This window comes from Emticicia fontis (assembly GCF_054779675.1).
The window spans coordinates 93,363-119,442 of the sequence record NZ_BAAGXU010000052.1 but is presented as its reverse complement, the minus strand read 5'-3'; the positions used below and the strand labels follow the sequence as shown (position 1 = coordinate 119,442).

The window sequence follows — 26,080 nt, the reverse complement described above, 5'->3', positions numbered from 1 at the left end:
ATATTATTTATTTCACATCGATAACTTCCATTTCAAAAATCAATGGGCTGAATGGTGGAATCGGGCCACTACCTTGCTCACCATAAGCTAAGTTTGACGGAATAAAGAAAATACTCTTTTCTCCATTTTTCATCATCATCAATGCTTGCTCCCAGCCTGGTATTACCGCACCCTGACCTATCGGAACTTCAATTGGTTGTTTGCCAATTGAACTGTCAAAAACAGTTCCGTTCATCAATTTTCCTGTATAATGTACTTTGACGGTTTTTCCACTAGGAATGGTTGCACCGGTACCCTCTTTTAAAACGACATAATACATACCATATTGCGTTTTAGTAGCCGTAGGGAAGTTTTTCTTAGCAAAATTTTCCATCAATTTTACTTCATTATTTTTCTTCTCTTCCTGTGCTTTCTGGAATTGAGCCATCGTCTGAATCGCTTTAATTTTGACGATAAATTTCATATCTGAACCTTTTGGTACGCCAGGAGGTAATGGTTGTTGCACACGCATAAATAATGAATCGGCACTTACTAAAACTGTTGCACTATCACCTACGGTTAAGTGTGTCAATGAATTTTCGAATGAACCTTTGAACGCACCTTTTTGAATAGGCATCGTAATCGGCTCTTTTCTTTTATATGTGTCTGTAAATACTGTATCGTTAGGCGCTTTTATTACTAAATCAAAAGTTACGATATCACCTTCTTTTGCTTTTGTTTTACCATCTCCTGCTTCATGGATCTGATATTTTGAGCCATCGGCCTCTTGGGTTACTTTAAAATCACCGCAAGAAAAAAGCAAACTTGTTGCTACCGCAATACCCAATGTAGGTTTCAAAAATTTTGTCATGAAATTTATTGTTATAATATATTACGTAATCAGATATTTATTCGCTGTTTAGTTATCTACTTATTCGCCGCTTAATAACTGCGCTTTGTATTGAGGCAAAAGACTAAGAAATTTTTCAAGTGTTTTAGCCAGACTCTCGTAAGAACGCCCGCCTGCCGCATTTTTGTGCCCACCGCCATTAAAATGATTTCGGGCAAATTCACTTACCGAAAAATCCTTTACTGAGCGGAAAGAAATACGTATCATGCCATCTTTCTCTACCATCATGGCTGTCATTTCTACACCTTTAATTGACAGCCCATAATTCACAATTCCTTCAGTATCGCCATTTTTAGAACCATATCTTGCTAATTCTTCGCTAGAAATAGTCATATAAGAGACTCTATATTCAGGTAAATAGACTAATTTTTGGCTGATGGCAAATCCTAAAAACTGAATCCGATCTAAAGAATTATTATCAAATATTTTTCGGTGTATGCTGTTAGTTTCCACACCTATTTCAATCAGTTCTCCCGCTACTCTGTGCAAATCTTTGGTGGTACTATCAAATCGGAAAGAACCGGTATCAGTTACCAGACCTGCATACAAACATTCAGCACAAGGAACATCAATCAATGCTTTATCGCCAAGAATTTCTATTAATTGATAGATTAACTCACAGGTAGCCGCCGCCTTCTCATTCCAGAAAATGAAATCAGCGAAACTTTCCGGTTGTTGATGATGGTCTATCAATACTTTTTGGGCAGATGCTTTCTTTACATATTCTTCCATGCTCTTGATGCGCCCTAAAGCCGAAAAATCAAGGCAAAAGATAATCTCTGCATCAGCTATTAATTGCTTGGCAAGCTCTTGTTTATCACTTTCGAAATTAATTACATCTTCCTCACCCGACATCCATTCCAGAAATTCCGGGTAATCGGTAGGTGTAATAACCGTTACAGCATGATTTTTTTTCTTTAAATAGGAAGCTAAACCCAACGATGAACCAAGTGCGTCGGCATCTGGGTTTTGATGAGTAGTGATAACAATTTTTCGGGGTGACGCCAATAAATCGTTAAATTCTTGTAATTTTTGTACTGAATCTGTGAAAAACTCTTGCATAGCGGCGCAAAGGTACAAAGTAATGACGGGAAAACAAACAAGCCGAAAATAATGTAAACGCCTGATTATATATTTTTTATAGAAACTTCAATATTATCTTAAAAAATAGAACAATTAAAATATTCTGAATTTTCAATATTTAATGAAAATAAGATAATTAAGCTATTGGATACCTAATGATTGATTATTTCTTTTATGTTTGTAAAATAGATTTCCTTAATCTTTTTCCTATGAAAAACCTTATCCTTGCCTTGTGCATGCTTGGCTCTTATGTAGCTTGCGCACAACAAACACCCACCGAACAATGGAGGCCGAATTTTCATTTTTCACCTGCTAAAAACTGGACAAACGACCCGAATGGGCTAGTGTATCATGATGGAGAATGGCATATTTTTTATCAACACAACCCGTTTGAGAATAAGTGGGGACATATGAGTTGGGGGCACGCCATAAGCAAAGATCTGGTAAACTGGGAGCATCTGCCAGTAGCCATTCCTGAAGATTCCGTATGGATTTTTTCGGGTGGTGTTGTGATTGACAAAGACAATACAAGCGGCTTTGGCAAAAACAGCATGGTGGCTATTTATACCGCCGACTATCATGGCAAAAAAGAAAATCAACATCTGGCTTACTCTATCGATAAAGGCAGAACCTGGACAAAATATCAGGGCAATCCTATTATTCCAGCTCCCCACCCGGATAAAAAGCCCATCAAAGATTTCCGTGACCCGAATATGTTCTGGCATGAGCCAAGTAAGCAATGGGTCATGGTTGTGGTATTGCCGCTTGAATTTAAAGCACAATTCTACGGCTCAAAAAACCTGATTGACTGGACTCTATTAAGCGAATTCAGCAAACAGGGTGACTTAAGAAAAATGTGGGAGTGTCCCTCATTTACAGAATTACCAATCGAAGGAGAACAAGGCACAAAGTGGGTATTAATGTTATCATCCAACGGCCCGCATCAGGATTTTATAGGGATGCAATACTTTGTTGGCAGTTTTGATGGAAAAACCTTTACGAACGATAATCCGGCTGACACAAAGCTTTATGTAGATTATGGCAAGGACTTTTATGCGGCCATTCCTTTCAACAATGCCCCTAAAAAAACTATGCTAGGCTGGATGGCAAGCTGGAATTATACCGATGCCCTACCAACTTTCCCCTGGAAAGGGCAAATGAGTATCCCGAGAGAGATTTCATTAAAAAGAACACGGGAAGGATTAAGATTGATACAAAAACCTGCTGAGGAAGTATTAAAAGCCAAAAACTGGCGAGGCATTGTACAGATGGAAGAAATGGGTATTGAAGAAGATAATGGTATGATGTGGAACAACCAGCCTAGTTCTTATATGATTGATGTAGAATTTGAATTAGGCAATGCCAGAGAAGTAGGTGTGAAAGTAATGAAGAATCCGGCAAGTAATCAGGAAACTTTGATAGGCTACCAGAAAGACAGTGAACAATTGTATGTTAACCGTATCAATTCGGGTAAAGTCATAGCACCTAATTTTGCATCAATGGATGCCAGCCCTATGAAAGTTGACAGAGGCACTGTAAGACTATTGATTTTTGTTGACCAGTCTTCGATAGAAGTATTTGGCAATGATGGACAGGCAGTTGTAACAAGCCTTGTCTATCCGGATGGAAGTAACGGCAACTGGCAATTATTCAGCAGAGACGGCAGGGCCAAAGTAACAAAGCTGAAAGTATGGGAATGGCAGAATAATTAATGATTCTAAAAAGAGAAGCTGAATAAACGAGATGGTTTATTCAGCTTTTTTTCTTTTGCTGGCGTTGCTTAAATAGTAAAAACAAACTTACTATTGTTCCTATACCCACCGCATAGAATTGAATTTTCTGGATTCGAAGTGCCAGTTCCGGCTTGCCCGTATAATACGTTACCAGCACAGCAGCTGTAATCAATATCATGCTAATCAACATTACAACAGGTAATATTTTTGCTAATTTCCCTTGCATCAATCTAAGTATTTGTGTTTGTACTATATTTGCAAATGTAACAAGTTTTAACGATTCTACCCTACTATGGACAGTTTTTCAAGACGCGATATACTTAAAACCTTTGGCTTGACTGCGGGCGGTTTGTCTTTCATGAGTACAGATTCTCTGGCAGAAAATCATTCGGAAGAATTGAGCGAAATACCTCATGATGACCGATATATTACACTCGAAAAACCTGTGACTGCTATTGTTTTAGGGGCGGGCAACCGAGGTAATGTATATGGCCGTTTTGCGCTGGCTTTTCCGAATGAATTAGATATAGTTGGGGTAGCAGAGCCAATCCCGTTCAGAAATGATAAGTTTACCAAAGACCATAATATAGCCGAGCAAAATCGCTTTAAAACCTGGGAAGATGTTTTTAAGGTTCCGAAATTTGCCGATGCCATCATTATCTCAACACCTGATACGCTGCACTATGGCCCAGCCATGAAAGCGCTGGAAATGGGTTATCATGTATTACTCGAGAAACCGATTTCTCCCTCCTATCAGGAATGTATGGATATATTGGCTATGGCTAAAAAAACTAAAAGAATCATTGCTGTTTGTCATGTATTGCGCTATACACCTTATTTCAGAAAACTGAAAGAAATTGCACAGAGCGGACAGTTCGGCCAATTAATCAGTGTCAATCACTTAGAGGGTATTGAATACCAGCACATGGCACACTCGTATGTTCGGGGCAACTGGCACGTAGCAAAAGATACCAATCCAATTATTCTGGCAAAATCTTGTCATGATCTAGACATTCTCCGTTGGATTATCGGTAAGCCTTGTAAAAGTGTGGCAGCCTATGGTTCTTTGACCTGGTTTAAAAAAGAAAATGCTCCTGAAGGCAGTACCGAGCGCTGTACGGATGGTTGTAAGGCAGAACCAACCTGTGCATTCTCGGCTCTTAACATTTATCATAAACAACGCCTGCGTGTACGAGTATTGGATGTAACTGATGACCCAGCTAAGCAAGGCGATGAAATTTTAGAGAAGTTGAAAACTTCTCCCTATGGTCGTTGCGTTTATAGAATGGATAATGACCAACCCGATCATTACACAACTTCGATGGAATTTGAGGGAGGCGTGACGGTTAATTTTGCGATGGAAGCTTTTACTTCTTTTGAAGCACGTAAAACCCGCCTGATGTTTTCGCAGGGTGAAGTTTGGGGAGACATGGATGAGATTCAGACTTATGATTTTCGTACCAAGCAAAATACTAAATGGCGAGCCAGCGAATTGCCCGAATATAAAAGTCAGGCATCAGGCCATGCCGGAGGAGACTATGGCTTAGCCCGCAATTTTGTGCAGGCAGTAGCCCAGAATAAACCAGAATTATTAACATCAACCATTGATGCCTCTATCGAAAGTCATGTCATGGGTTTTATGGCTGAAAAAAGTCGTTTAGGTAAACAGATGGTAGAAGTAAAAATTTAAATAAAATGCGTAAACTATTAATAATTGCTTTGTTGGCACTAGGTGCCTGTAAAAATAAGAAAGCAGATTTGGGTAATTTTGATTTACAGAGCTTCAAGACTGACAGAGGGGGGTGTGAAGATAAAAGAGTAAAGTTGATTGACCCTCTAAAAGCGCTAAGACCTAAAATATTAGGCTTAACCGAAAACCAGATTATTGAAAACTTCGGCCGATACGATTATCAGATTCTGAGCCGACGAAACGAAAAAGTGTTTGTCTATTTTCTGGAAAAAGGCCCCCAATGCGAACATATTCAGAATCCGACCAATTCTCGGTCTATGTTGCTGTATTTTAATGCTGCCAGTCTGGTAAAAGAAGTGTCTTTTCAGAATGGGGGGATTATTGATACGTATAAATAAACTAGGCTTCTAAGTTGTGAGATTTTACATCAATCCACCAAATAAAAAAAATCTCAAAAAATTTTGTTTTAAAAAATTACTCAATACTTTTGTAACAAGATAGTAAACAAAGACAATGACTCAACACAATATCATAGCTAACATCTGGTGGTGGCGTTCTTCCGACAAAGGATGAACAGCGTAGCTATGTATTGAGAAATCAAAATATATTCAGCGGCTTACAGTTCATCCTGTGAGCCGCTTTTTTTATGCCATTATGCAAAGATTTAACTCAAAAATAAGTTATTGGCTTTTCGCCCCGCTACTAGGTTTTCTGGTGGTATTACTGGTGATGATGGCCATAAAGCAACTCTGGGGAGGGGCAATTATTCTCTTAATAGTAATAGCTTTAATTCTGAGTTTATTATTTAGAACTTATTACCAGATTGAGGGGAATACTTTAAAGATTGTCTGTGGATTCATAATTAACCAGAAAATTGATATCATGAAAATCCGGAAAATAGAAAAGACTAATAGTCCACTTAGTTCTCCGGCTTTATCAATAAAGCATAGAATTGAAGTTTTTTATAATACCTATGATTCTGTCATTATTTCGCCTGAAAGGCAAGCAGAATTCATTCAAGCAATGAAATTGATTAACAAAAATATTAGCACAAACCTCTGATAGAAATGCAAAAGTTTGGTATAACCACCCGTCACAAACGTTTATTGGCCGATATGCTTACTCCGGTCGGGATTTTTCAAAGAATCCGCAATCACTTTCCGCATTCGGTTATTCTCGAAAGTGCCGATTACCACGCCATGCACAATAGTTTCAGCTATATTGCCTGCGACGAAGTAGCCAGTTTCGTTCTGGATAATGACATTGTTACTCAGAAATTCCCGGATGGCACCAAAAACGAGTTTCCATTAGCCAATCACAAAGAAGCAGTAGGCGTTTTGCAGAGTTTTGCTTCCCAGTTCGAAATGCCTAAAAGTGATTTCAATTTTATCACCAATGGTTTATTCGGACACATCACTTACGATTCGGTTGAATATTTTGAAGATATTGAAATACAGGAAAAAAGTGCCGAAACGACCATTCCACAAATCCTGTATCGTGTTTACCGATATGTGATTGCCATCAACCATTTCAAAGACGAATTATATATTTTTGAACATACTTATACACCGGAAGGGCAAGAGCCTCAACCTGCCAAGGATGGATTGGAAACACTAGAGTTCTTTGTAAAAAATCCAAAAGTTACTAATTCGAAATTTAAAGCAGATAGTGAAGAAACGACCAATATCAACGACGATGATATGCGAGACATCATCAATAAATGTATCGGTCATTGTTTACGCGGCGATGTTTTCCAGATAGTTCCTTCCAGACGTTTTTCAAGAAAATTTGAAGGTGATGATTTCAATGTTTATCGTGCCCTTCGTTCTATTAATCCTTCTCCTTATCTATTCTATTTCGACGGTGGCGATTATCATATCTTCGGAAGCTCACCCGAAAAACAGATTTATATCAAAGATGGTCAGGCCGAAATTCACCCGATTGCAGGTACTTTCAGACGCACAGGCGACGACGAAAGCGATGCAGAATTAGCCCGTCAATTACATGCCGACCCTAAAGAATCAGCAGAACACGTGATGCTGGTAGATTTAGCCCGCAATGATTTATCCAGAAGCTCAGATTCGGTTAAAGTAGATATTTTTAAAGAAGTACAGTTTTACAGCCACGTAATCCACCTGGTTTCAAAAGTAACCGGAAAAATGCACAAAGGAACGAATCCACTACAATTAGTAGCCGATACGTTTCCGGCTGGCACGCTCTCAGGCGCACCTAAACACAATGCCATGACAATCATTAACCGATTCGAACCAACTAATCGTAGTATTTACGGAGGTGCCATTGGTTTTATGGATTTCAAAGGTAATTTCAATCATGCCATTGCTATCCGTACATTCCTGAGCAAGAACAATACATTATTCTATCAGGCAGGTATGGGTGTAGTAGCAAAATCAGACGTTGAATTGGAAATGAAAGAAATTCATCTGAAACTGGCTGCTTTGAGAAAAGCTATTGAAATGGCAAGCGAAATATAGAGGATGGAGAACAGAAAAGATTAATCACTCAATCGCTAAATCACTCATTCACTAAATTATTTGATAATAAAATGAAAATTCTGGTTCTTGATAATTATGATTCATTCGTTTATAACCTGGTCTATATCCTGAAAGACCTGGGTGGAAACGTAGATGTATTCAGAAATGATAAAATAGCTTTAGAAGACGTTGCTCAGTATGATAAAATTCTGCTTTCACCAGGGCCGGGCATACCGGAGGAAGCAGGGATTATGCTTGATTTAATTAAAGAATACGCGCCTAAGAAAAGCATTTTTGGTGTATGCTTAGGTCATCAGGCGATTGGAGAAGCTTTTGGCGCTAAGCTACATAATATGGGTGACGTACTGCATGGCGTCACAACCTCTTGTATCATCACCGATACAAACGAAAAGCTTTTTCAAGGCGTACCGGAAAAAATAGAAGTATGCCGCTACCACTCATGGACGGTTGTACCAGAAACTATGCCTGACGAACTAAAAGTAACAGCCATAGACGAAAAAGGCTTTGTAATGGCAGAAGCCCATACCAAATATGATGTCAGAGGCGTACAATTCCACCCGGAAGCCTACCTCACACAACATGGGGTAAAAATGGTTGAAAACTGGTTAAGAAATTAATACCTATTATTCCAATGAAACAGTATTTGCAGATTTTATTACATAATCAAACACTATCCAGCGAAGAAGCGAAGGAAGCTTTATTGAAAGTCGGACGAGGAGAAATCAATAATTCACAGATTGCGGCTTTTCTGATGGGTATTCAGATGCGTGACGTTACAGTAGAAGAATTAGAGGGCTTCCAACAAGCTATGCTAGAACTAGCCGTACCGATTGATTTATCTGATTTTGACCCAATGGATGTATGTGGCACAGGTGGCGATGGTAAAGATACATTCAATATTTCAACCACTTCGGCGTTTGTAGTAGCCGGAGCCGGACAAGCCATTGCCAAACATGGGAATCATGGAGTTTCTTCTGCAGTAGGTTCAAGTACTGTTCTGGAATATTTAGGCGTAAAATTCACCAATGATACCGATTTCCTGAAACGCAAAATCGAAACAGCAGGCCTCTGCTATATGCACGCACCTTTGTTTCATCCGGCTATGCGTTTCGTTGGGCCTATCCGTAAAGAATTAGCGATGAAGACCTTTTTCAATATGTTAGGGCCTTTATTGAATCCTGCCAAAGTGCAAAAACAGTTGACGGGTGTATATGATATGAAAGTATTTGATTTATATACCCAATTATTCAACCGTACAGCAGCACAGTTTGGCATCATCCATGATTTAGGGGGGTACGACGAGATTTCTTTTACTAACGATTTTAATATAGGTACTCGTCACGGTGTATTCGTACACTCCCCTTCGCATTTCAGCTTTGATTTAACCGATCAATCAGATTTGCACGGAGGTAATACCTTAGAAGATTCAGCCAACATTCTGGTAAATATATTGAATAATAAAGGCACCAAAGCACAGACCAATGTAGTATTAGCCAATGCCGGAGTAGCCTTGAGCGTAGCCAGAGGAATCAGTATTGCCGAAGGTATTGCGCAAGCCAAAGAATCGTTAGAGAGTAAAAAAGCCCTGAATGCCTTAAAAAAATTAGTTGAAGAATAAGCCATAAAACTACCCATTGAATACCTAAGACATGACCATTTTAGATAAAATAGTTGCACAAAAAGCCATAGAAGTAGCCGAAGCCAAATCAAATATTTCGATTGAAGATTTAGCTAAAGAACCGCTTTTTTCAAGAAAAACCATTTCATTGAGTGAGAGATTAAAAGCTAATGGCTCTTCCGGAATTATAGCTGAGCATAAGCGCAAATCACCATCAAAAGGAATTATCAACGACCAACTAACAGTTGAATTTGTAACCACTGGCTATGCCACAGCAGGCGCATCAGGCTTATCGGTGCTGACAGATACTGATTTTTTCGGTGGTGCAAAAGAAGATATTCTTAAAGCCAGAGCAGCTAATCCAGATATACCTATCCTCAGAAAAGACTTCATGATTGATACTTATCAATTGTATGAAGCCAAAGCTTGGGGCGCTGATGTTATTCTTTTGATAGCCGCTTGTCTAAGCCCTGCTCAGATAGAAGAACTAAGCCAGAAAGCACATGAATTGGGTCTGGAAGTATTGTTGGAGATTCATGATCAAGAAGAATTAGAGGGAAGTCCACTGGAGAATGTAGATATTATTGGGGTGAATAACAGAAATCTGAAAAACTTTGCAGAGAATAATGTGAATGCTTCTTTGGTATTGGCGGATAAAATTCCGGCAAGGATTGTGAAGATTTCAGAAAGCTGCATCAGTCAGCCTGAAACTATTAACCAATTGAAGGCAGTCGGCTACAAAGGTTTTCTGATTGGTGAAACCTTTATGAAAGACGAGAATCCGGGTGCAAAACTCGCTGAATTTATTGCTAAAATCTAAGAAAAAATGTTAATTTTGACGTCTTTTTTATAGGTTTTTCTAAAATTCATGCTTTTGTCCCGAGTATGAGTAAAATTAAATTTCCTTTGGGGGCAAGGAAATATTTTTTATGAAACTGAAAGTATGTGGCATGCGTGATGCCGAAAACATTAAAGCACTTGTTGAATTAAAACCTGACTTTATCGGCTTTATTTTTTACGATAAGTCTCCGCGATTCGTCGGTAATACTTTAGATGCTGAATTGCTTCAGTCAATTCCCAGAGAAATCAGAAAAGTAGGTGTGTTTGTCAACCCAACGGTTGACTACATCTTGCAGAATGTCAAAAAATACGGGCTTAATTATGTGCAATTGCACGGCAACGAAACGCCTGATTTCTGCAAAAGCCTACGTACCAAGGGTGTGAATATTATCAAGGCATTCCGTTTAGATGAATCATTTATTTTCAGCCAGTTGAACAACTACAAACCACAAGTTGATTTCTTTTTGTTTGATGCCAAAGGAGACGGTTACGGTGGCAACGGAGTACCATTCGATTGGAGCGTTCTGAAAAAGTATGATAACCAGAAGCCTTATTTCTTAGCCGGAGGTATCAGCCTTGATAATCTGGACGAACTGGCAAGCATTACGCCTAAACCTTACTCGCTTGATGTAAACAGCAAATTTGAGGTTGAACCGGGTGTGAAAGACATTGACAAAATAGCGGAACTGATTGCAAAATTGAAAGAGCGAAAAAGTGTGCAGGTATGACAGAAAATTTACTATAGAAAAATAATTAAAAAGATGACGAGTACAGAACAGCATAAAGGACAAGAAACAGCCTTTGCAGTAAATGCAAAAGGCTATTACGGAAAATTTGGTGGAGCCTATATTCCTGAAATGTTACATCCGAATGTAGAAGAATTGCAACAGAACTATCTTCAGATTATTCATCAGGCTGATTTTCAGGAAGAATTTCAGGATTTGTTGAAGAATTATGTGGGTCGTCCAACTCCTCTATATTATGCTACTCGCTTGTCGGAAAAATATAAAACCAATGTTTACCTGAAACGTGAAGACCTGTGCCATACAGGAGCTCATAAGGTAAATAATACCATCGGCCAGATATTATTAGCCAAACGTTTAGGCAAACACAAAATAGTAGCCGAAACAGGTGCAGGTCAGCATGGCGTAGCTACAGCAACTGTTTGTGCCTTGATGGGCTTAGAGTGTATCGTCTACATGGGAGAAATTGACATTCAACGTCAGGCACCAAACGTGGCTCGTATGAAAATGTTAGGTGCAGAGGTTCGTCCTGCCACCAGTGGTTCAAAAACATTGAAAGACGCTACAAACGAAGCACTAAGACATTGGATTAATAACCCGGTAGATACACATTATATTATCGGAAGCGTGGTAGGCCCTCATCCATATCCTGATATGGTTGCCAGATTCCAATCGGTTATTTCAGAAGAAATGCGCGCTCAGCTCTTAGAAAAAACAGGCAAAGAAAATCCTGATTACGTAATTGCCTGTGTGGGTGGTGGCTCTAATGCTGCCGGAGCATTCTATCATTTCCTGGATGAATTAGATGTAAAACTGATTGCAGCCGAAGCAGGTGGACATGGGATTCATTCGGGTATGTCGGCAGCTACTACATTCTTAGGCAAGCCGGGTGTTTTGCATGGTAGCAAGAGTATTCTGATGCAAACCGAAGACGGTCAGGTAGTAGAACCACATAGTATCTCTGCCGGATTAGATTATCCGGGTATTGGCCCATTGCATGCCCATCTATGGGATTCAGGCAGAGCAAAATTCTATGCTATTACTGACGACGAATCTATTGAAGCAGGTTTTGAATTAACCAAATTAGAGGGAATTATTCCTGCCATAGAATCAGCTCATGCACTTAGTGTCTTGAAATACCTGAATGCCGGAGCAAACGAAACAGTAGTTGTCAATCTTTCTGGTCGTGGTGATAAGGACTTGGCTACTTATATGAAATATCTATAATTCAAGATTTAATTCAATCAAATAAATATCCAAAATAAATAATGAAAAACCTCCTATTAATCATCGCTTTATTTTCATTCAGTTACATGGCAAATGCACAAAAAAAAGAGCCAGCGAAAATGCTTCGCCACGCTGTTTTATTCAAATTTAAAGATACAAGTAGTCCAGAGGACATCAAGAAAGTAGAAGAGGCTTTCAAGGCTTTACCAAGCCAGATTAAAGAAATTGCTGATTTCGAATGGGGAACTAATAACAGCCCTGAAAACCTGAACCAAGGCTTTACTCACCTATTCTTCGTAAGTTTCAAATCAGAAAAAGACCGTGAAGTATATCTGCCTCATCCGGCACATAAAGCTTTTGTTGGCGTTTTAGGGCCACATTTAGACAAAGTTCTGGTACTTGATTATTGGGCTAGTAAATAATATCTTCTATCAGGCGAGCAATAGTATATCGAACAGGTTATGCTCGCCTGGTTCTTCTCTTCGCATTATTTTATCTCATTTTACTTATGAATCGTATTACAGCGCTTTTTCAAACTAAGCTTCATAGCGTATTGAATCTCTATTTCACGGCAGGCTATCCAACGCTAAACGATACAATGCCAATATTGGAAGCATTGCAGGAAGCGGGAGCAGATATTGCTGAAATCGGTATGCCTTACTCTGATCCTGTGGCAGATGGTGAAACTATCCAGCAATCAAACCAGGTTGCCCTGGATAATGGTATGAGCCTGAAAGTACTTTTTGAGCAACTAGAAGGTATGCGCGAAAAGGTGCAGATACCAGTTATTCTGATGGGTTATATCAATCCGGTTTTACAATTTGGTATCGAGAACTTCTGTCAGAAATGTCAGGAAGTTGGCGTGGATGGAATGATTCTTCCAGACTTACCAATGGACGAATATTATGAAGAGTATAAGCCTGTTTTTGATAAATATGGTTTGCTGAATATCTTCCTGATTACCCCACAGACCACAGAGGCTCGTATACGCCGTATCGACGAGATTTCAGATGGCTTTATTTATATGGTAAGCAGCGCCAGTGTAACCGGAAAAACTTCGGGTATTTCTGAAGAAATGGAAGCTTACTTCAACCGTGTAAATGCCATGAATCTGAAAAACCCAAGATTAATCGGTTTTGGTATAAAAGACCACGAAACCTTCTCAAAAGCCTCAGAATATGCCGCAGGAGCCATCATCGGTAGCCAGTTTATTCGTGTTTTACAAGCAGCCTCAGACATCAAAACTGATGTGGTAGAATACATAAAATCTGTAAAAATAGGTTGAGTACAAGGAAATTTAGAGTAACATATTCATTTTTTAGCCTTTTTCCTCAAAAAAGCGTTCAAAAGGCGTTCAAAATTAGTTCAAATGTGAAAACTCTTTTGAAAAATCTTTTGTTTCTCTAAAATATGTTCTAAATTTCCTTAGAATTTTAATACCTATATTTTTAGAAAAGGCTATAGCTATGGAAAAGTTTTATAAACTCTGCATAATAGCTATCTTCTTGATTACTAGCCAGTTGGCTTTTGCTCAAAAAGACAGGAAGAAAGATACCAGATATGGGTATCATTTTAGAGGGAAAAAACAGAAATTTGCCAAATTCCCGTTTGACCTACATGCTAATCTTATCGTTTTAAAAGCTACACTTGACGATTCAGATACCCTACGATTTATACTAGATACGGGGGTAACTTCAACCATTGTAACTGACCCCAAACGAGCCCTCACACTAGACGTGAAATATGTACGTAGAGTGAAAGTAACAGGCGCAGGCGAAGGAGGAGATTTAATGGCGAATGTATCGGTAGGGCATACGATTAGAATGGGAGATATAGTGGCAACACAGCAAAACATTGTTGTGTTAGATGAAGATGTGCTGAAACTATCAGAATTTTTGGGTGTACCTATCCATGGTATTTTCGGGCACGACATTTTTAGCAATTTTGTAGTTACTATTGACTTCGAGCACAAAATGCTTTCGCTTACAGACCCTAACAAGTTTAAGTACAAGAGGTCAATGGGTACTATTTATCCAATCGTTTTAACCCAATCAAAACCTTATACCGATGCCATCGCAATGGTGAGTAACGATAATAAGGAAATACCAATGCGATTGGTGATTGATACCGGAGCAGGGCACGCGCTTCTACTAAGCACCAAAGAAAATGACCCCATCCAATTACCAGGCAAGGTCATGAGAGCCAACTTAGGTAGAGGACTGAATGGCGAAATAAACGGCCACATTGGTAGAGTTGATAAAATTCGTCTGGGTACGCTTGAAATGAAAGATATTCTGGCTTCATTCCCTGATAGCCTTTCTTTCAGTATGAAATTCCCTCCGAGTAACCAAGGCAGGCAAGGAAGTATCGGTTGCGAATTGTTAAGACGTTTCACTGTAACGCTCAATTATAGAGATGGCTATATGATTCTGAAACCTATCAAGAATCGCATCAAAGAAACCTTTGAACATGATATGAGCGGCATGGATGTTCGTGCCAGAGGAGACAATTTTAATCAGTATTACATTAACAAAATAATTGAAAACTCTCCGGCTTATGACGCGGGTTTAAAGGAAGGCGATGAGATTATTTTCGTGAATAACCAGAATGTAAAAGAGATGGCTATCAGCGAGATTTACAAAATCCTGTCAAGAAAAGAAGGGAAAGATGTTGAATTATTTATCAGACGTAAAGGAGAACTGAAATTTGCCAGCTTTAAGCTACGAAGAATGATTTAAACGTATTGACATAAGAACTTATAAACGGGATAATTGCGTCGCAATTATCCCGTTTTGTCTAATATATAACCTTATTTATTTTTAACTAAGTGTATCTGCTCGGCAGAATTGAGTAAAGCTAAATAAGGGGAAACCCCCGATTTCAGACCACAAAGAAATATTTAAAAAAAATATTTTAATTTTGATTGAGCACTTCTTTTAAAGACCTTTTAATTATCCTTATATAAGCTCTGACCTATTATATATACCCTATGCTGAGATTATTTATTTCATTACTCATAATTACTATAAGTTTTATTTCTTGTTCGGAACAAGAAACATATAATGTCCAATACCGACAACTCCCAGAAGAAAAGCTCGATACATATGCTAAATATTTGAGTAATCAGGAAAATTTTGCCGATAGCACTTTTATGCCATTTTTTTATAAGCGCTTTAATCACCTGATTTCTCAGGATAAAATTGATTCAGCAGCTCAGATAGTATTTTTAACTGGTAAAAACTTCTATAAAAATGCGATTTACGATTCTGCGTTTGTCAGGGTTTCAATTAATTTTTTAAACAAATATAGCTCGAAAATTTCGAGCCGCTACATCTCCGGTATTTATTCAAATATAGGCAATAGCTATTGCGATATTGGCCAATATGATAGCAGTATATTTTACCTCAATAAAGGTATTATTCCATCTAAAGATTATTATACGCATCAGAATGTGGCGCAGCTAAACTATTATCTATTGTTCTGTTATCTTAGTAATGGAAAACTCGAACAATCGCTTAACTCCGCTTTCAAAGCACTTGAAATGTTTGAGAATCAAAAAGACAGTGCTTTTCAAGCTGCCACTTACTCCGGAATTGCCTGTATTTATCGTTATCAGGATGATTATTCAGAAGCAGAAAAATATGAAAATAAAGGCTTTAAAATTGTAAAAATGACGCGGGATACCAATGCCTTAATGACAATTTGTTTAAATAAAATTACTCTTTATAATCAGATGGAACATCCGAATCTATATCCATTTATAGATTCAACCGTCAAGATATTCAGAAAATGGAGTAAGAAAACAGAAAATGATATACTATCGGTCGATAGCTGGTATGCATTTAAGTTAGTTCATGATAGTAAGCTTCCAGAAGCTAAGAAAATAATTGATAAATTAAGGCCTCTAGCCTTAAAAATAGTTAATAGAGCTACAACCGATTATTATTACAATGCTGTGGCCGAATATGATGAAAAAACAGGAAAGCCGTCTGAAAGTATTGATTTTTATATTAAAAAAATCCCCGAACTTCAAGAAAATGAAGACTATTTAAGACTTATACTTTTTAATCAGATATTGCGCAGCGACGCTCTGTTGAAAAAAGACTATAAAGCAGCCCAAAAATATCTGGAAGGCGAAAAAGTAGCAAACGATAGCCTCACCAATAAAACTCTAAGAATAAAAGTAAAAGAGTTTGACAGGAAGTATCAGACTGAAAAAAAAGAGCAACAGATAGAGTTACAGAAAAAAGAATTGACTCAGAAAAATACTTTTATTGCACTACTGATTGCCTCTATCATTAGCCTAGTAACAGCAGCAGCAGCCTATAGTTTATGGCAAAGGCAAAAAATACTAAAACAAGAAAAAGAAAGCAGTGCTAATTTTACCAAGCAACTTCTTGAAAATACAGAAGAAGAACGTAAACGTATTGCCGGAGATTTGCATGATAGTATCAGTCACGAACTACTGAATCTGAAATCAGCTTTAAGTCAGGATATTAAGGCCGTTAGTAATAAAATTGATACAATTATTAATGATATCAGAGGCATCAGCCGGAATTTACATCCAGTTATGTTTGATAAAATTGGCTTAATACCTAATATCGAGCAACTAGTTGAAAGGATTCAAAACCAGAACAATTTTTTCGTAAGTACCGAAATGAATTATAGTGGCTCACTTACTTCGGCTAATGAGTTACAGATTTATCGGATTATTCAGGAATCGCTGAGCAATATTATTAAATATGCTAATGCCTACGCAGCCAAAATTACGATTGATGAAAACCCCAAAAATATATTGATAGAAATAAAAGATAATGGTAAGGGATTTAATGTAAAAGAAGCTCTTAATGGCGGTAAAGCTTTTGGGTTGCACAATATAATTGAAAGGAGCCGTGTAATTGGCGGAGAGGCGCAAATTAATTCTTCGACTGATGGTACAATTATTACAATCAACATCTCTACGAAAATATGAGAATACTCATTGCTGACGACCACCCATTGACATTGATGGGTACCAAAGTTTTTGTTGAGACTTTAGGATACAAAATAGAAGACGTCTGCTCAAATGGAATAACAGCCTTCAATCTGATTCTAGCACATCGACCTACTATTGCTATTTTAGATATTAATATGCCTGGAATGGATGGACTTGAAGTTTTGGAAAAAGTCTATCGCCAGAAACTACCCACAAAAGTCATTCTTCTGACCATGCATAAAGAAATGACAATTTTCAAAAAAGCCAATCAATGGGGCGTATCTGGTTATATTCTGAAAGAAAATGCCCATGATGAATTACAGAAATGCCTGGAAATAGTAAAAAAAGGAGAACAGTATATCAGCAAGAATCTAGCAAATGATTTAGTGATTGACAACCATTCTTCCGGGCAAAATTATGCCCTTGAGAAACTTACTTTTACGGAGAAGAAAATTCTGGAACTGATAGCCCAACAAAAAACCTCTAAACAAATAGCCGACATGCTCTTTATTTCAGAGAAAACAGTTGAAGGACATCGCACTAATATTATTCAAAAATTGGAATTGCCTAAAGAGAAGAATATTCTGCTGATATGGGCGACCAAGCATTTTAAATGACAAAATGTAGGGGTTCAAAATTTTGAACCCCTATCAGATATTAACAAACAAGATGGTATTTCTAAAAGGAAATAACATCTACTCATTAATTCGCACAACCACCGATACTCGCTTGAAATACTGCTCCATTAGCTACTTCAAAAGTGTTACCTCCACCATTTGTACTTGGTTTCAATTCGATTTTATTACCTGCCGTCATTGTTATTTTGGCAGTACCAGAAATAACATTGCTGGCTGTAATAGAATTACTTGCTCTTAAAGTATTCGTACCGGTAAACACATTATCTGTTGGGTTTACCAGGGTAAGTGTTGCCGGACAAGGTGTACCCTCGCCATTAATGGTAACCGTTACAGCCAATCTGGCACTCTCACAACCATTAATAGTCTGTGAAGAATAATAAGTAGTGCCATCTACTAATGGTGTTGAATTGTCTAGCAAAGTACCATCTGTAGCTGCATTATACCATTTAATACCTGTGCCAGTAATCACAATATCTGCAAGCGTAGAACCGTCAGCTAGTGTTTGACTGGCATTACCAGCTGGTGCAGCCATCATTGTTCCGGTAACCACCAATGAAACCATTCTTGCATCTGATGGAGAACCCGTTTTTTTTCTGATAGCAATCCGATATACTTGATTTGGTGTTGGATTAGTGATTTTAACCTGTTTATAATTATTGCCATTACCATCAAACCACGTAGTTGAAATAGTAGCAGCCGCTGTTCTATTAGCCATCGTGACTGGCTTCCATGTGCGAGATTCGGCATTGGTACCTATGTTTTTTACCAACATATCAAAATCATATACCATTCTGCTAGCTGTTGGGTCTACTCCATTTTCTTCCATTTGTTCTGTACCCTCATCATCTGTCCAGGCAATTGATACAATTAGTGGCTCACAACCGCTTGCTCTTACACTTCTATACATTTCAGCCGTAGAGTTATTAGTCGGATTATAAGTAATTTCTTCGATATAAGCTCCTTTGCTGGAAGCATCTGTAAATGACTGACTAGCTGGACTTACTGACGAGCTTCTGTATTTAATCGCATTGGCAGCCTTCTCCACATTTACTAATCCCCAACCAAATTTAGAGTCAGGGCCGGGTTGCCCTAAATCTTCTGCAGTACCTAGCAACAGGGCTTTTAGTGTAGATGCCTTCATATAAGCACTATTAAGGCTATTGTAATATTGCTGTAATAATAAACCTGAAGCTGCTACTGCAGGTGTAGCATAAGAAGTACCACTCGATCCCTCACCATTGCCACTATAGGCATTATCAGAAGGCATATTGGTGGTTTCATCAGCAAATAAAGAAGAGTTAATCCCTGTACCTTTAGCTACTATATCAGGTTTTACACGTCCATCATCGGTTGGACCCCAGTTACTATAACTCGACATAGTTTTATCGCCATTTACGGCTCCTACTGTTACCACGTTTTTGGCAGCAGAGGTCCCCGTGACCATATCAAAGCCCAATTTTGTCCAGTTACCGTTCATATGTTTATTATTGTCGTCCATAGCATTAGGGTCTTGCTCATTCCCTACGGCTATAAATGGTAAATAATTTGGCGCGTTTTTTACAACAGCATCTATGGCTATAGACGACGCATCATAAGCACCGAACCGCCAGATTGGGTCTCCCTCGCCATTGGTATAGCCATAGGAATGGTTAGAAATCAGGTATCCTTGGCCTGCAAACGTGGTCATCTCTGTATAATCATTATCCCAGTCATAGTTTTTGGCGGTTGCCCCATAAGCAATCCCACGTGCCGATGGTTGGTTAGCAATATCTTTTCCAACTATAGTACCTGACACGTGAGTCTGGTGATTATTCCCTTTATAATTATCTCCACTTCCATCCATTGTTTGTCCTGGCTGCATGGCTACTTTCCCTGACAGCAGCTCATGAGTTGCTCTCACTTGTCCCCCATCCCATATACCAGCAACCATATTAGTTCCTGTAATATTTACACCAACAGCCCCCCCACTATATAACTGATTGGCTTTAATCAATTCGCCCGAGGCCCTGTTTTTTGTATTGATGTACACAGGATTACCTTTGGTATCAATATATTTCAGATAATATAAAGAGTTATTTTTAACGAAACTTCGGCTTTGTAGTGGATTCTTTACTAAAAACGCTTCCACTTTCTTTTCTTCCTGCTCAAATTTTCTTTGTGATTGTTGCACCAAAGCAGCAATACTCACACGGGCATTGCCATTAGTATATGATTGAACTATTTTTTGTCTTTCTTCTTCAGTTTGTGCTTTCACTGATAGGGAAATGCCCAAAAGAAAAGGCAATAATAGGTAAGTACATGTTTTTTTCATGATTAAAGAGGGACTAAAATTTATGAGAGAGTTTTGTATTTACGACGTGAATAAGTAAACCGGGAATTATCAATGAGTTCAACCTCAACGCTTGTGATAGGGCTAATGATTTTCTGCGGATTTATCAGAACTCCCTTGTTAATCCGCTTAAAGTCCTGAAATACACTATGCCAGTAGCTAAGACTATAGCTAACAATTACTTTTTTTCCACAGTCAAATTTTACTTCATTATAAGGTTGATTACCCAAATGCTTAATGTAGATAATGGCACTTTTTTCAGTAGGAGTTAAAATCCTTGAATTTCTAATAATAGGCGTGAACATACAGTTTGTACTTGTTGGGTTAAATATTAGGTTAGTTTATACTTCAGCAATTCAGAAGCTTCATTATAAGCAATGCTGATTGAAGTAGTATCAACATCACAAAAGTAAAATAAGTAAGTATGGTGAGAAATAGGGGGAAACCCTTGTTTTAGGCGCGTGTGGGCAGTACCGCAATAACAAAAAATCATATTCAATTTTCTACTATACTTCAACTTATATCTTTCTTATAAAGACCTTGCTAGTTTTATTTATTAATTTCGTGCCGGACTTTATCTTTAGTACTCCATGACTATTCTTATATTAAACGCCCTGGTGGTAAATGAAGGAAAAATTGAACCACGCGATGTATTCATTAAAGATGGCTTTATTGACCAGATTGGTTCAGATTTATCTAGCCTGAAAGCCAACCGTATCATTGATGCAACTGGCAAATACCTACTTCCAGGCATAATTGACGACCAGGTACACTTCCGTGAGCCGGGTCTTACGCATAAAGCTAACATCTACACAGAAGCCAAAGCAGCTGTGGCAGGTGGCACCACCAGTTTTATGGAAATGCCCAATACTGTTCCGAACGCGCTTACGCAGGAATTATTAGCCGATAAATATCAGATAGGTGCCGAGACCTCATTAGCGAACTACTCTTTTTACATGGGAACATCAAACGATAATTACGATGAAGTAATGCGTACAGATATTCAGAATGTATGTGGTTTGAAGATATTTATGGGAAGTTCTACGGGGAATATGTTGGTCGATGACGAGCACGTATTATCGAAAGTATTTGCCAATTTCCCAGCCTTGATTGCAACCCATTGTGAAGATGAAGCAACTGTAAAAGCCAGACTCGAAGAATTTAAAACCTTATATGGTGATAACCCGCCTTATGATATTCACGCCATTATCAGAAATGAGGAGGCTTGTTATAAATCTTCTTCAATGGCCGTCGAATTAGCGAAAAAGCATAAAACGCGCTTACATATTCTGCATATTTCGAGCAGTGAAGAGATACCTTTATTTGCTAACGGTCCTATTTCAGAAAAACATATTACCTCTGAAGTATGTGTGCATCACTTATGGTTTGATGCCGAAGATTATAAGCGATTGGGCAATCAGATTAAATGTAATCCTGCGATTAAGCATGACCATAGAGAGAATCTCTTAAAAGCCTTATTGGATGACCATTTCGATGTAATTGCTACTGACCATGCGCCTCATACATGGGAAGAAAAACAGCAACCTTACTGGCAGGCACCGTCAGGCTTACCGTTGGTACAACACTCTTTGAATGTGATGCTTGAGTTCTATAAACAAGGTAAAATATCCCTCGAAAAGATTGTGCAGAAGATGTCGCACGCTGTAGCCGACTGTTTTCAGATTGAGCGTCGTGGATATATCAGAGAAGGCTACTGGGCTGATTTAACATTAGTTGATTTGAATGAAACTACTCTGGTTGATAAAAACAGCTTATATAGCAAGTGCGCATGGTCGCCATTTGAAGGGACAGAATTCCATTCAAAAGTGACGCATACCATTGTTTCGGGGAATATTGTCTATGCAAATGGCAAGTTTGATGAGAGTAAAAAAGGACAAAGACTGAGATTTGCGCGTTAATCCATTAACGCATCATTAACAGTTTTACGGAGAGCGATTTGTAACAAATGTGAGAAGTATAGCGTTATGCTTCCGAAACATGACTTTTATTTCTAAACGTAAAATTGAGACACAATGAACAGATTATTCCTGGCCTTTCTCTTATTAGGCTACACATTTACTACTCACGCACAAGACAATATGGCAAAAGACCCCATCAAGAAAATTGAGGTAACAGGCTCGGCAGAAATGGAGATTGTTCCTGATGAAATCTATTTTTCGATTTCGCTCAAAGAATATTTTAAAGACGAGAAAAATCAGAAAGATAAGGTTACGATTGATGTACTGGAGAAACAATTGATTGCTGCCGTAATCAAAGCCGGATTTCCTAGAGATAACCTGACTATCAAAGCCATAACGGGTTATAGAAACTGGACAGGCAAGAAAAAACCTCAGAATTTTCTGGAAAGCAAACGCTATCTTCTGAAAATGAATAATCTCTATAAAACCGACGTGATTCTGGATGAAGTGGATGATAAAGGGATTGAATTTGTGAATATCGATCATGTAGACCATTCGCAAATCAAAGAATTCAGAAAAGAGATCAAGATTAATGCTTTAAAGGCAGCCAAAGAAAAAGCCACTTATCTTTTGGAATCTATCAACGAAAAAGTAGGTGATGTGCTGCTGATTGAGGAACTAGACGACCAGTTCTACACCCCGCAACCGATGATGGCTAATATGCGGATGATGAAAGCCAGTGGCGATGCTGCTCCGATGGAAGACAGCAGTCTGGAATATCAGAAAATAAAGCTAAGCTATAAAATGAAAGCGGCTTTTAAGATCAAGTAATCTTTTTTAATGTATCACGATTTTTCAAATCGTTAAAAAAATGAAAAGACGATTTGAAAAATCGTGATACACAATATCTACTATTCCACTCCCATCACACGCTTATCCAGATGCTCATCTAAAGTCAATCGGTCGATACCTTTTTCTAACCAATCCGGGGCTGGTTTGCCTTTCAGATGGTAATCAAAGAATTCCATCATACGAACCGCATAATCCTTACGGTTAGGCAATTTTACCAGACCATGATTTTCTCCTTTGTATTGGATTAATACCACAGGCTTTTTCAGACGGCGAAGTGCATTATAGTACTCAATGCCTTGGGTAAAGTCTACAGCCCCGTCCGCATCATTATGCAATAACAATAGCGGTGTATTTACTTTCTTTACATGATACAAGGGTGAGTTACGGTTATAAGCTTCCCAGTTTTCCCACGGTGGTAATAAACGTCCCTGTGAGGCTTCGAAGATAGCGCCATTTGACGAACCACTGTTTTTATAAATCAGATTATACATCGAAATCATATCTGTCAAAGGAGCTCCTGCGGCAGCGGCTTTGAACATATTGGTTTGCGTAATCAGGAAGCTGGTCTGATAACCACCCCAGCTATGCCCATGAATACCCATTTTGGTTTCATCGATAATGCCTGTTTTAATGGCCGCTTTTACACCCGGAATCACACACCATACAGCCGACATACCCGGGTCATTCAGTTTATACACAATGTCCGGAATAAATACCGCATACCCATTTGAAGTATATACACTCGGATTCCAGCCACCACCAGGGTAAGATGGGTTCGCAAAATTGTTGATGGTCTGAGAGAGTTTTTCGTAATAATAAATGATAGTCGGGTATTTTTTACCAGCTTCATAACCAGCCGGCAGGAATAATGCACCTTGTAGTTTATCACCCTTATCACTTTTATAATCAATCAATCTCACTGATGGAGACCAGGCGTATTTTTCTAACGATGGCGTATTCTGCGTAAGCTTCTGCCCATTTTCAAGGTTGGCTGAATTGGTCAGGTAATAATCAGGCGAGGTTTGGAAAGTCTGGCGGGTATATACATACGCATCAGCCTTTTTTGCTTTAGTCAGGCCACCTAAAGAAGTATCTTCCCAAAGCAAACCTTTTATATGTCCGTTTTCCAAAGCTACAAAACCACTCTTCTTCGTCCATTCGCCATAAGTTTTAAAGTATTGTGTTTTGGCTAAATCAATACCTTTTTCTTCGGGGTCAAGTACATATCGGTTCTGGTAACGGAGTTGTTCCGCTTTTCCATTCTTCGTCAGATTCTTTGGTGTAGCAGAACCATCCGCTGATAATTGCCAGATGTCCCAGCCATCGCCTACAAGCACTGAGCGACTGTCGCTTGTCCAGCCTACTACATCATAAGGAGGTTTACGCACATTATGGTCGTCTTCTACGTCAATGAATGAAGTGCCTGCTTTATCAGAAATATTGCGCGAAGACTGCCCATTTAAATCATACACCATCCAGTTACCATCTTTCCAGTATAAGAACTTAGTTCCATCAGGCGATGCACTTGGATTAGAATAGAAATTCGGCACATAATGTTTCTCTATCACTTTCGTGCGCTTTCCAGTTTTCAGGTCAACCACATATACATCGGTGTAGTTTTGCCCGTCAAGGTTATTATCCAATTCATAATTGGTAATATCCTGCCCTACGCCATACAATTGTTTCGGCGCGATGTTCAGATTTTTAAGACTACTATCAGCCAATCGCAAGAATTTCTTGCTGCTTACATCATAATTCGCAATAAAGCTGAAATTCTTATCCTGTGTTTCCTGCACTTGCTGACGAGACTGTAAGCGTTTATCCTGCCAATGCCAGATGGTCATATCAGGTTTTTCTTTATCCGTATCTGGCGCAGCCGCTACTTTCTTCGTTGAGTCAGTTTTTACTTTCGCAATAGCTTTGGTTAAATCTTCAATCGTTTTAATGCTGGTATCAGCCTTTATTTTAGCTAATTTTTCAGCATCTGTTTCCTTTTTCGTAGAGTCTTTTTTAGCATCGGCTTTTGGCGTTTCTTTCTTTGTCAATTCCGTTTTAGTGATTCCAAAGAATAAACGGCCTAAGTCTTCAGACCAGTAAGGCGTTCTGTTTGCACTAATCGTCATACCTTTCGGGAAAGCCACAGAGTCTTTTTTAGGCTCATAGATACTCAATTCAGGCACGGCGCTAAAATTCTTTACCCCTATTACACTATTCAATTCGGTTTTATACTTATCATCTTTTATGCCTTTCAGCAAAGCTAAGCCATCACCTTTTTCTGTCCAGTTCAATGATTTGTAGGCGGCCTTATCATTATCCAGAATCATCACTACGTTGGTATTCATATTGCGCAGCCATAAGCCATTACCCGCTTTTTCAGCGGCATCTACTGTCAATGCCAGCCAATCGCCTTGTTTGTTAAATGAATATTCTGAAATATTCCCGATGTTCTGCGTTTTACCACCAGCTAAGTCATATAATAGTAAATCCGAACCTTTAGGGCCATCTGCATTGGGGCCACCTGGGGCATTAGCAGGAGTCAATTGCAAAGCTAATACCGAAGATTTTTCGCCATTGAAAGCAAAAGACCTTACTCTTTCGAATTCGGTTTTCTTTTTGTTTGTCAGATTAATCAGAAATACTTTGTCAGTTACAGGTTTGCCACCCGGTTTGGCAGCCGCTTTTTTATCTTTATCTTTCGGATAAACCTTGAAAGCAAACCATTTGGCATCATCAGAGAAGTTCATCGAAAAAGAAGTGCTTGAGCCAAGCGGATATTTAATTTTGGTAGTATCGCCCGTTTTTCTGAGAATCAGTTCTGCATCTCCTTCATTAGGGTTTAATACATAGGCAAACCAGGCACCATCAGACGAGAGTTGAGTACCATTAAAGGCCGGAATCGCCTTCCATGCACCAACGTCTTTCCAGGTAAGCGGGGGTTTAGGTTTATCTTGCGCCAGTGCTGCAAGCGAGCAGAGTAGTAAATAGGTGATGAAGTATTTTTTCATTGAGTAAGAGAGGTATTGTTATGAGT

The 26,080-nt window shown here is 38.7% G+C and carries 23 protein-coding genes; 17 read left to right on the top strand and 6 right to left on the bottom strand.

Features of this window, described 5'->3' with window-relative positions:
• Nucleotides 1-7: 7 nt before the first annotated feature.
• Together ACYVFA_RS22700 and ACYVFA_RS22695 are read right to left on the bottom strand one after the other, a co-directional pair.
• Nucleotides 8-850, bottom strand: a complete 843-nt coding sequence (locus ACYVFA_RS22700; protein ID WP_460474158.1) for an FKBP-type peptidyl-prolyl cis-trans isomerase — start codon at nucleotides 848-850, stop codon at nucleotides 8-10.
• Between the two features lie 60 nt (nucleotides 851-910).
• Complete coding sequence (locus tag ACYVFA_RS22695) at nucleotides 911-1,951, bottom strand: DHH family phosphoesterase (RefSeq protein ID WP_460474157.1); 1,041 nt, start codon at nucleotides 1,949-1,951, stop codon at nucleotides 911-913.
• Between the two features lie 230 nt (nucleotides 1,952-2,181).
• Here ACYVFA_RS22695 and ACYVFA_RS22690 point away from each other — a divergent pair, with 230 nt between their 5' ends.
• The gene (locus tag ACYVFA_RS22690; RefSeq protein ID WP_460474156.1) at nucleotides 2,182-3,684 is read left to right on the top strand and encodes a glycoside hydrolase family 32 protein; all 1,503 of its coding nucleotides are present in this window, start codon (nucleotides 2,182-2,184) and stop codon (nucleotides 3,682-3,684) included.
• Between the two features lie 40 nt (nucleotides 3,685-3,724).
• Here the strand turns inward: ACYVFA_RS22690 and ACYVFA_RS22685 are convergent, their stop codons facing one another.
• The gene (locus ACYVFA_RS22685; RefSeq protein ID WP_460474155.1) at nucleotides 3,725-3,931 is read right to left on the bottom strand and encodes a hypothetical protein; all 207 of its coding nucleotides are present in this window, start codon (nucleotides 3,929-3,931) and stop codon (nucleotides 3,725-3,727) included.
• Nucleotides 3,932-3,997: 66 nt separating this feature from the next.
• On the opposite strand from ACYVFA_RS22685, the gene ACYVFA_RS22680 reads away from it, so the two are divergent.
• The 14 genes from ACYVFA_RS22680 (at nucleotide 3,998) to ACYVFA_RS22615 (ending at nucleotide 17,928) form a co-directional block, all read left to right on the top strand.
• On the top strand, nucleotides 3,998-5,395 hold the full coding sequence (locus ACYVFA_RS22680; protein ID WP_460474154.1) for a Gfo/Idh/MocA family protein: 1,398 nt from the start codon (nucleotides 3,998-4,000) through the stop codon (nucleotides 5,393-5,395).
• Between the two features lie 5 nt (nucleotides 5,396-5,400).
• A complete protein-coding gene (locus ACYVFA_RS22675) occupies nucleotides 5,401-5,793 on the top strand; it encodes a hypothetical protein (RefSeq protein WP_460474153.1) in 393 nt (130 codons plus the stop codon).
• A 232-nt stretch (nucleotides 5,794-6,025) separates the two neighbouring features.
• Entirely contained in the window at nucleotides 6,026-6,457 is a 432-nt protein-coding gene (locus ACYVFA_RS22670) for a PH domain-containing protein (protein ID WP_460474152.1), read from the top strand.
• Nucleotides 6,458-6,462: 5 nt separating this feature from the next.
• Nucleotides 6,463-7,887, top strand: a complete 1,425-nt coding sequence (locus ACYVFA_RS22665; protein ID WP_460474151.1) for an anthranilate synthase component I family protein — start codon at nucleotides 6,463-6,465, stop codon at nucleotides 7,885-7,887.
• 71 nt (nucleotides 7,888-7,958) lie between these two features.
• A complete protein-coding gene (locus ACYVFA_RS22660) occupies nucleotides 7,959-8,525 on the top strand; it encodes an anthranilate synthase component II (RefSeq protein WP_460474150.1) in 567 nt (188 codons plus the stop codon).
• A 14-nt stretch (nucleotides 8,526-8,539) separates the two neighbouring features.
• Nucleotides 8,540-9,526: an anthranilate phosphoribosyltransferase gene (trpD, locus tag ACYVFA_RS22655; protein ID WP_460474149.1), complete on the top strand. Its 987-nt coding sequence runs from the start codon at nucleotides 8,540-8,542 to the stop codon at nucleotides 9,524-9,526.
• Between the two features lie 31 nt (nucleotides 9,527-9,557).
• Nucleotides 9,558-10,346 (top strand): indole-3-glycerol phosphate synthase TrpC, encoded by a 789-nt coding sequence (trpC, locus tag ACYVFA_RS22650; protein ID WP_460474148.1) that lies wholly within the window; start codon nucleotides 9,558-9,560, stop codon nucleotides 10,344-10,346.
• Between the two features lie 109 nt (nucleotides 10,347-10,455).
• Nucleotides 10,456-11,094: a phosphoribosylanthranilate isomerase gene (locus ACYVFA_RS22645; RefSeq protein WP_460474147.1), complete on the top strand. Its 639-nt coding sequence runs from the start codon at nucleotides 10,456-10,458 to the stop codon at nucleotides 11,092-11,094.
• A 33-nt stretch (nucleotides 11,095-11,127) separates the two neighbouring features.
• Nucleotides 11,128-12,336, top strand: a complete 1,209-nt coding sequence (gene trpB, locus ACYVFA_RS22640) for a tryptophan synthase subunit beta (RefSeq protein ID WP_460474146.1) — start codon at nucleotides 11,128-11,130, stop codon at nucleotides 12,334-12,336.
• Between the two features lie 86 nt (nucleotides 12,337-12,422).
• Nucleotides 12,423-12,758, top strand: coding sequence for a Dabb family protein (locus ACYVFA_RS22635; protein ID WP_460474258.1), 336 nt, complete (start codon nucleotides 12,423-12,425; stop codon nucleotides 12,756-12,758).
• A gap of 86 nt (nucleotides 12,759-12,844) precedes the next feature.
• A complete protein-coding gene (gene trpA / locus ACYVFA_RS22630) occupies nucleotides 12,845-13,621 on the top strand; it encodes a tryptophan synthase subunit alpha (protein WP_460474145.1) in 777 nt (258 codons plus the stop codon).
• Between the two features lie 181 nt (nucleotides 13,622-13,802).
• A complete protein-coding gene (locus tag ACYVFA_RS22625; RefSeq protein ID WP_460474144.1) occupies nucleotides 13,803-15,074 on the top strand; it encodes an aspartyl protease family protein in 1,272 nt (423 codons plus the stop codon).
• A 377-nt stretch (nucleotides 15,075-15,451) separates the two neighbouring features.
• A complete protein-coding gene (locus ACYVFA_RS22620; protein WP_460474143.1) occupies nucleotides 15,452-17,308 on the top strand; it encodes a tetratricopeptide repeat-containing sensor histidine kinase in 1,857 nt (618 codons plus the stop codon).
• On the top strand, nucleotides 17,305-17,928 hold the full coding sequence (locus ACYVFA_RS22615; protein ID WP_460474142.1) for a response regulator transcription factor: 624 nt from the start codon (nucleotides 17,305-17,307) through the stop codon (nucleotides 17,926-17,928). The genes ACYVFA_RS22620 and ACYVFA_RS22615 overlap by 4 nt, the downstream gene beginning before the upstream one ends.
• An 85-nt stretch (nucleotides 17,929-18,013) precedes the next feature.
• Here the strand turns inward: ACYVFA_RS22615 and ACYVFA_RS22610 are convergent, their stop codons facing one another.
• Both ACYVFA_RS22610 and ACYVFA_RS22605 read right to left on the bottom strand, forming a co-directional pair.
• Nucleotides 18,014-20,260 (bottom strand): S8 family serine peptidase, encoded by a 2,247-nt coding sequence (locus ACYVFA_RS22610; protein ID WP_460474141.1) that lies wholly within the window; start codon nucleotides 20,258-20,260, stop codon nucleotides 18,014-18,016.
• A 20-nt stretch (nucleotides 20,261-20,280) separates the two neighbouring features.
• A complete protein-coding gene (locus ACYVFA_RS22605; RefSeq protein ID WP_460474140.1) occupies nucleotides 20,281-20,583 on the bottom strand; it encodes a LytTR family transcriptional regulator DNA-binding domain-containing protein in 303 nt (100 codons plus the stop codon).
• A gap of 285 nt (nucleotides 20,584-20,868) precedes the next feature.
• Here ACYVFA_RS22605 and ACYVFA_RS22600 point away from each other — a divergent pair, with 285 nt between their 5' ends.
• Nucleotides 20,869-22,197 (top strand): dihydroorotase, encoded by a 1,329-nt coding sequence (locus tag ACYVFA_RS22600; protein ID WP_460474139.1) that lies wholly within the window; start codon nucleotides 20,869-20,871, stop codon nucleotides 22,195-22,197.
• Between the two features lie 114 nt (nucleotides 22,198-22,311).
• Complete coding sequence (locus ACYVFA_RS22595; RefSeq protein ID WP_460474138.1) at nucleotides 22,312-23,028, top strand: SIMPL domain-containing protein; 717 nt, start codon at nucleotides 22,312-22,314, stop codon at nucleotides 23,026-23,028.
• 80 nt (nucleotides 23,029-23,108) lie between these two features.
• On the opposite strand, the gene ACYVFA_RS22590 is transcribed toward ACYVFA_RS22595, so the two are convergent.
• Nucleotides 23,109-26,054, bottom strand: a complete 2,946-nt coding sequence (locus tag ACYVFA_RS22590) for a S9 family peptidase (RefSeq protein ID WP_460474137.1) — start codon at nucleotides 26,052-26,054, stop codon at nucleotides 23,109-23,111.
• Nucleotides 26,055-26,080 lie beyond the last annotated feature (26 nt).

Coding starts and splice junctions, on each gene's coding strand:
- trpA (WP_460474145.1), top strand. CDS start 12,845: ATGAATCGTATTACAGCGCTTTTTCAAACTAAGCTTCATAGCGTATTG.
- ACYVFA_RS22595 (WP_460474138.1), top strand. CDS start 22,312: ATGAACAGATTATTCCTGGCCTTTCTCTTATTAGGCTACACATTTACT.
- ACYVFA_RS22600 (WP_460474139.1), top strand. CDS start 20,869: ATGACTATTCTTATATTAAACGCCCTGGTGGTAAATGAAGGAAAAATT.
- ACYVFA_RS22645 (WP_460474147.1), top strand. CDS start 10,456: ATGAAACTGAAAGTATGTGGCATGCGTGATGCCGAAAACATTAAAGCA.
- trpD (WP_460474149.1), top strand. CDS start 8,540: ATGAAACAGTATTTGCAGATTTTATTACATAATCAAACACTATCCAGC.
- ACYVFA_RS22660 (WP_460474150.1), top strand. CDS start 7,959: ATGAAAATTCTGGTTCTTGATAATTATGATTCATTCGTTTATAACCTG.
- ACYVFA_RS22610 (WP_460474141.1), bottom strand. CDS start 20,260: ATGAAAAAAACATGTACTTACCTATTATTGCCTTTTCTTTTGGGCATT.
- ACYVFA_RS22695 (WP_460474157.1), bottom strand. CDS start 1,951: ATGCAAGAGTTTTTCACAGATTCAGTACAAAAATTACAAGAATTTAAC.
- trpC (WP_460474148.1), top strand. CDS start 9,558: ATGACCATTTTAGATAAAATAGTTGCACAAAAAGCCATAGAAGTAGCC.
- ACYVFA_RS22675 (WP_460474153.1), top strand. CDS start 5,401: ATGCGTAAACTATTAATAATTGCTTTGTTGGCACTAGGTGCCTGTAAA.
- ACYVFA_RS22615 (WP_460474142.1), top strand. CDS start 17,305: ATGAGAATACTCATTGCTGACGACCACCCATTGACATTGATGGGTACC.
- ACYVFA_RS22665 (WP_460474151.1), top strand. CDS start 6,463: ATGCAAAAGTTTGGTATAACCACCCGTCACAAACGTTTATTGGCCGAT.
- ACYVFA_RS22635 (WP_460474258.1), top strand. CDS start 12,423: ATGGCAAATGCACAAAAAAAAGAGCCAGCGAAAATGCTTCGCCACGCT.
- ACYVFA_RS22605 (WP_460474140.1), bottom strand. CDS start 20,583: ATGTTCACGCCTATTATTAGAAATTCAAGGATTTTAACTCCTACTGAA.
- ACYVFA_RS22700 (WP_460474158.1), bottom strand. CDS start 850: ATGACAAAATTTTTGAAACCTACATTGGGTATTGCGGTAGCAACAAGT.
- ACYVFA_RS22685 (WP_460474155.1), bottom strand. CDS start 3,931: ATGCAAGGGAAATTAGCAAAAATATTACCTGTTGTAATGTTGATTAGC.
- ACYVFA_RS22625 (WP_460474144.1), top strand. CDS start 13,803: ATGGAAAAGTTTTATAAACTCTGCATAATAGCTATCTTCTTGATTACT.
- trpB (WP_460474146.1), top strand. CDS start 11,128: ATGACGAGTACAGAACAGCATAAAGGACAAGAAACAGCCTTTGCAGTA.
- ACYVFA_RS22690 (WP_460474156.1), top strand. CDS start 2,182: ATGAAAAACCTTATCCTTGCCTTGTGCATGCTTGGCTCTTATGTAGCT.
- ACYVFA_RS22590 (WP_460474137.1), bottom strand. CDS start 26,054: ATGAAAAAATACTTCATCACCTATTTACTACTCTGCTCGCTTGCAGCA.
- ACYVFA_RS22680 (WP_460474154.1), top strand. CDS start 3,998: ATGGACAGTTTTTCAAGACGCGATATACTTAAAACCTTTGGCTTGACT.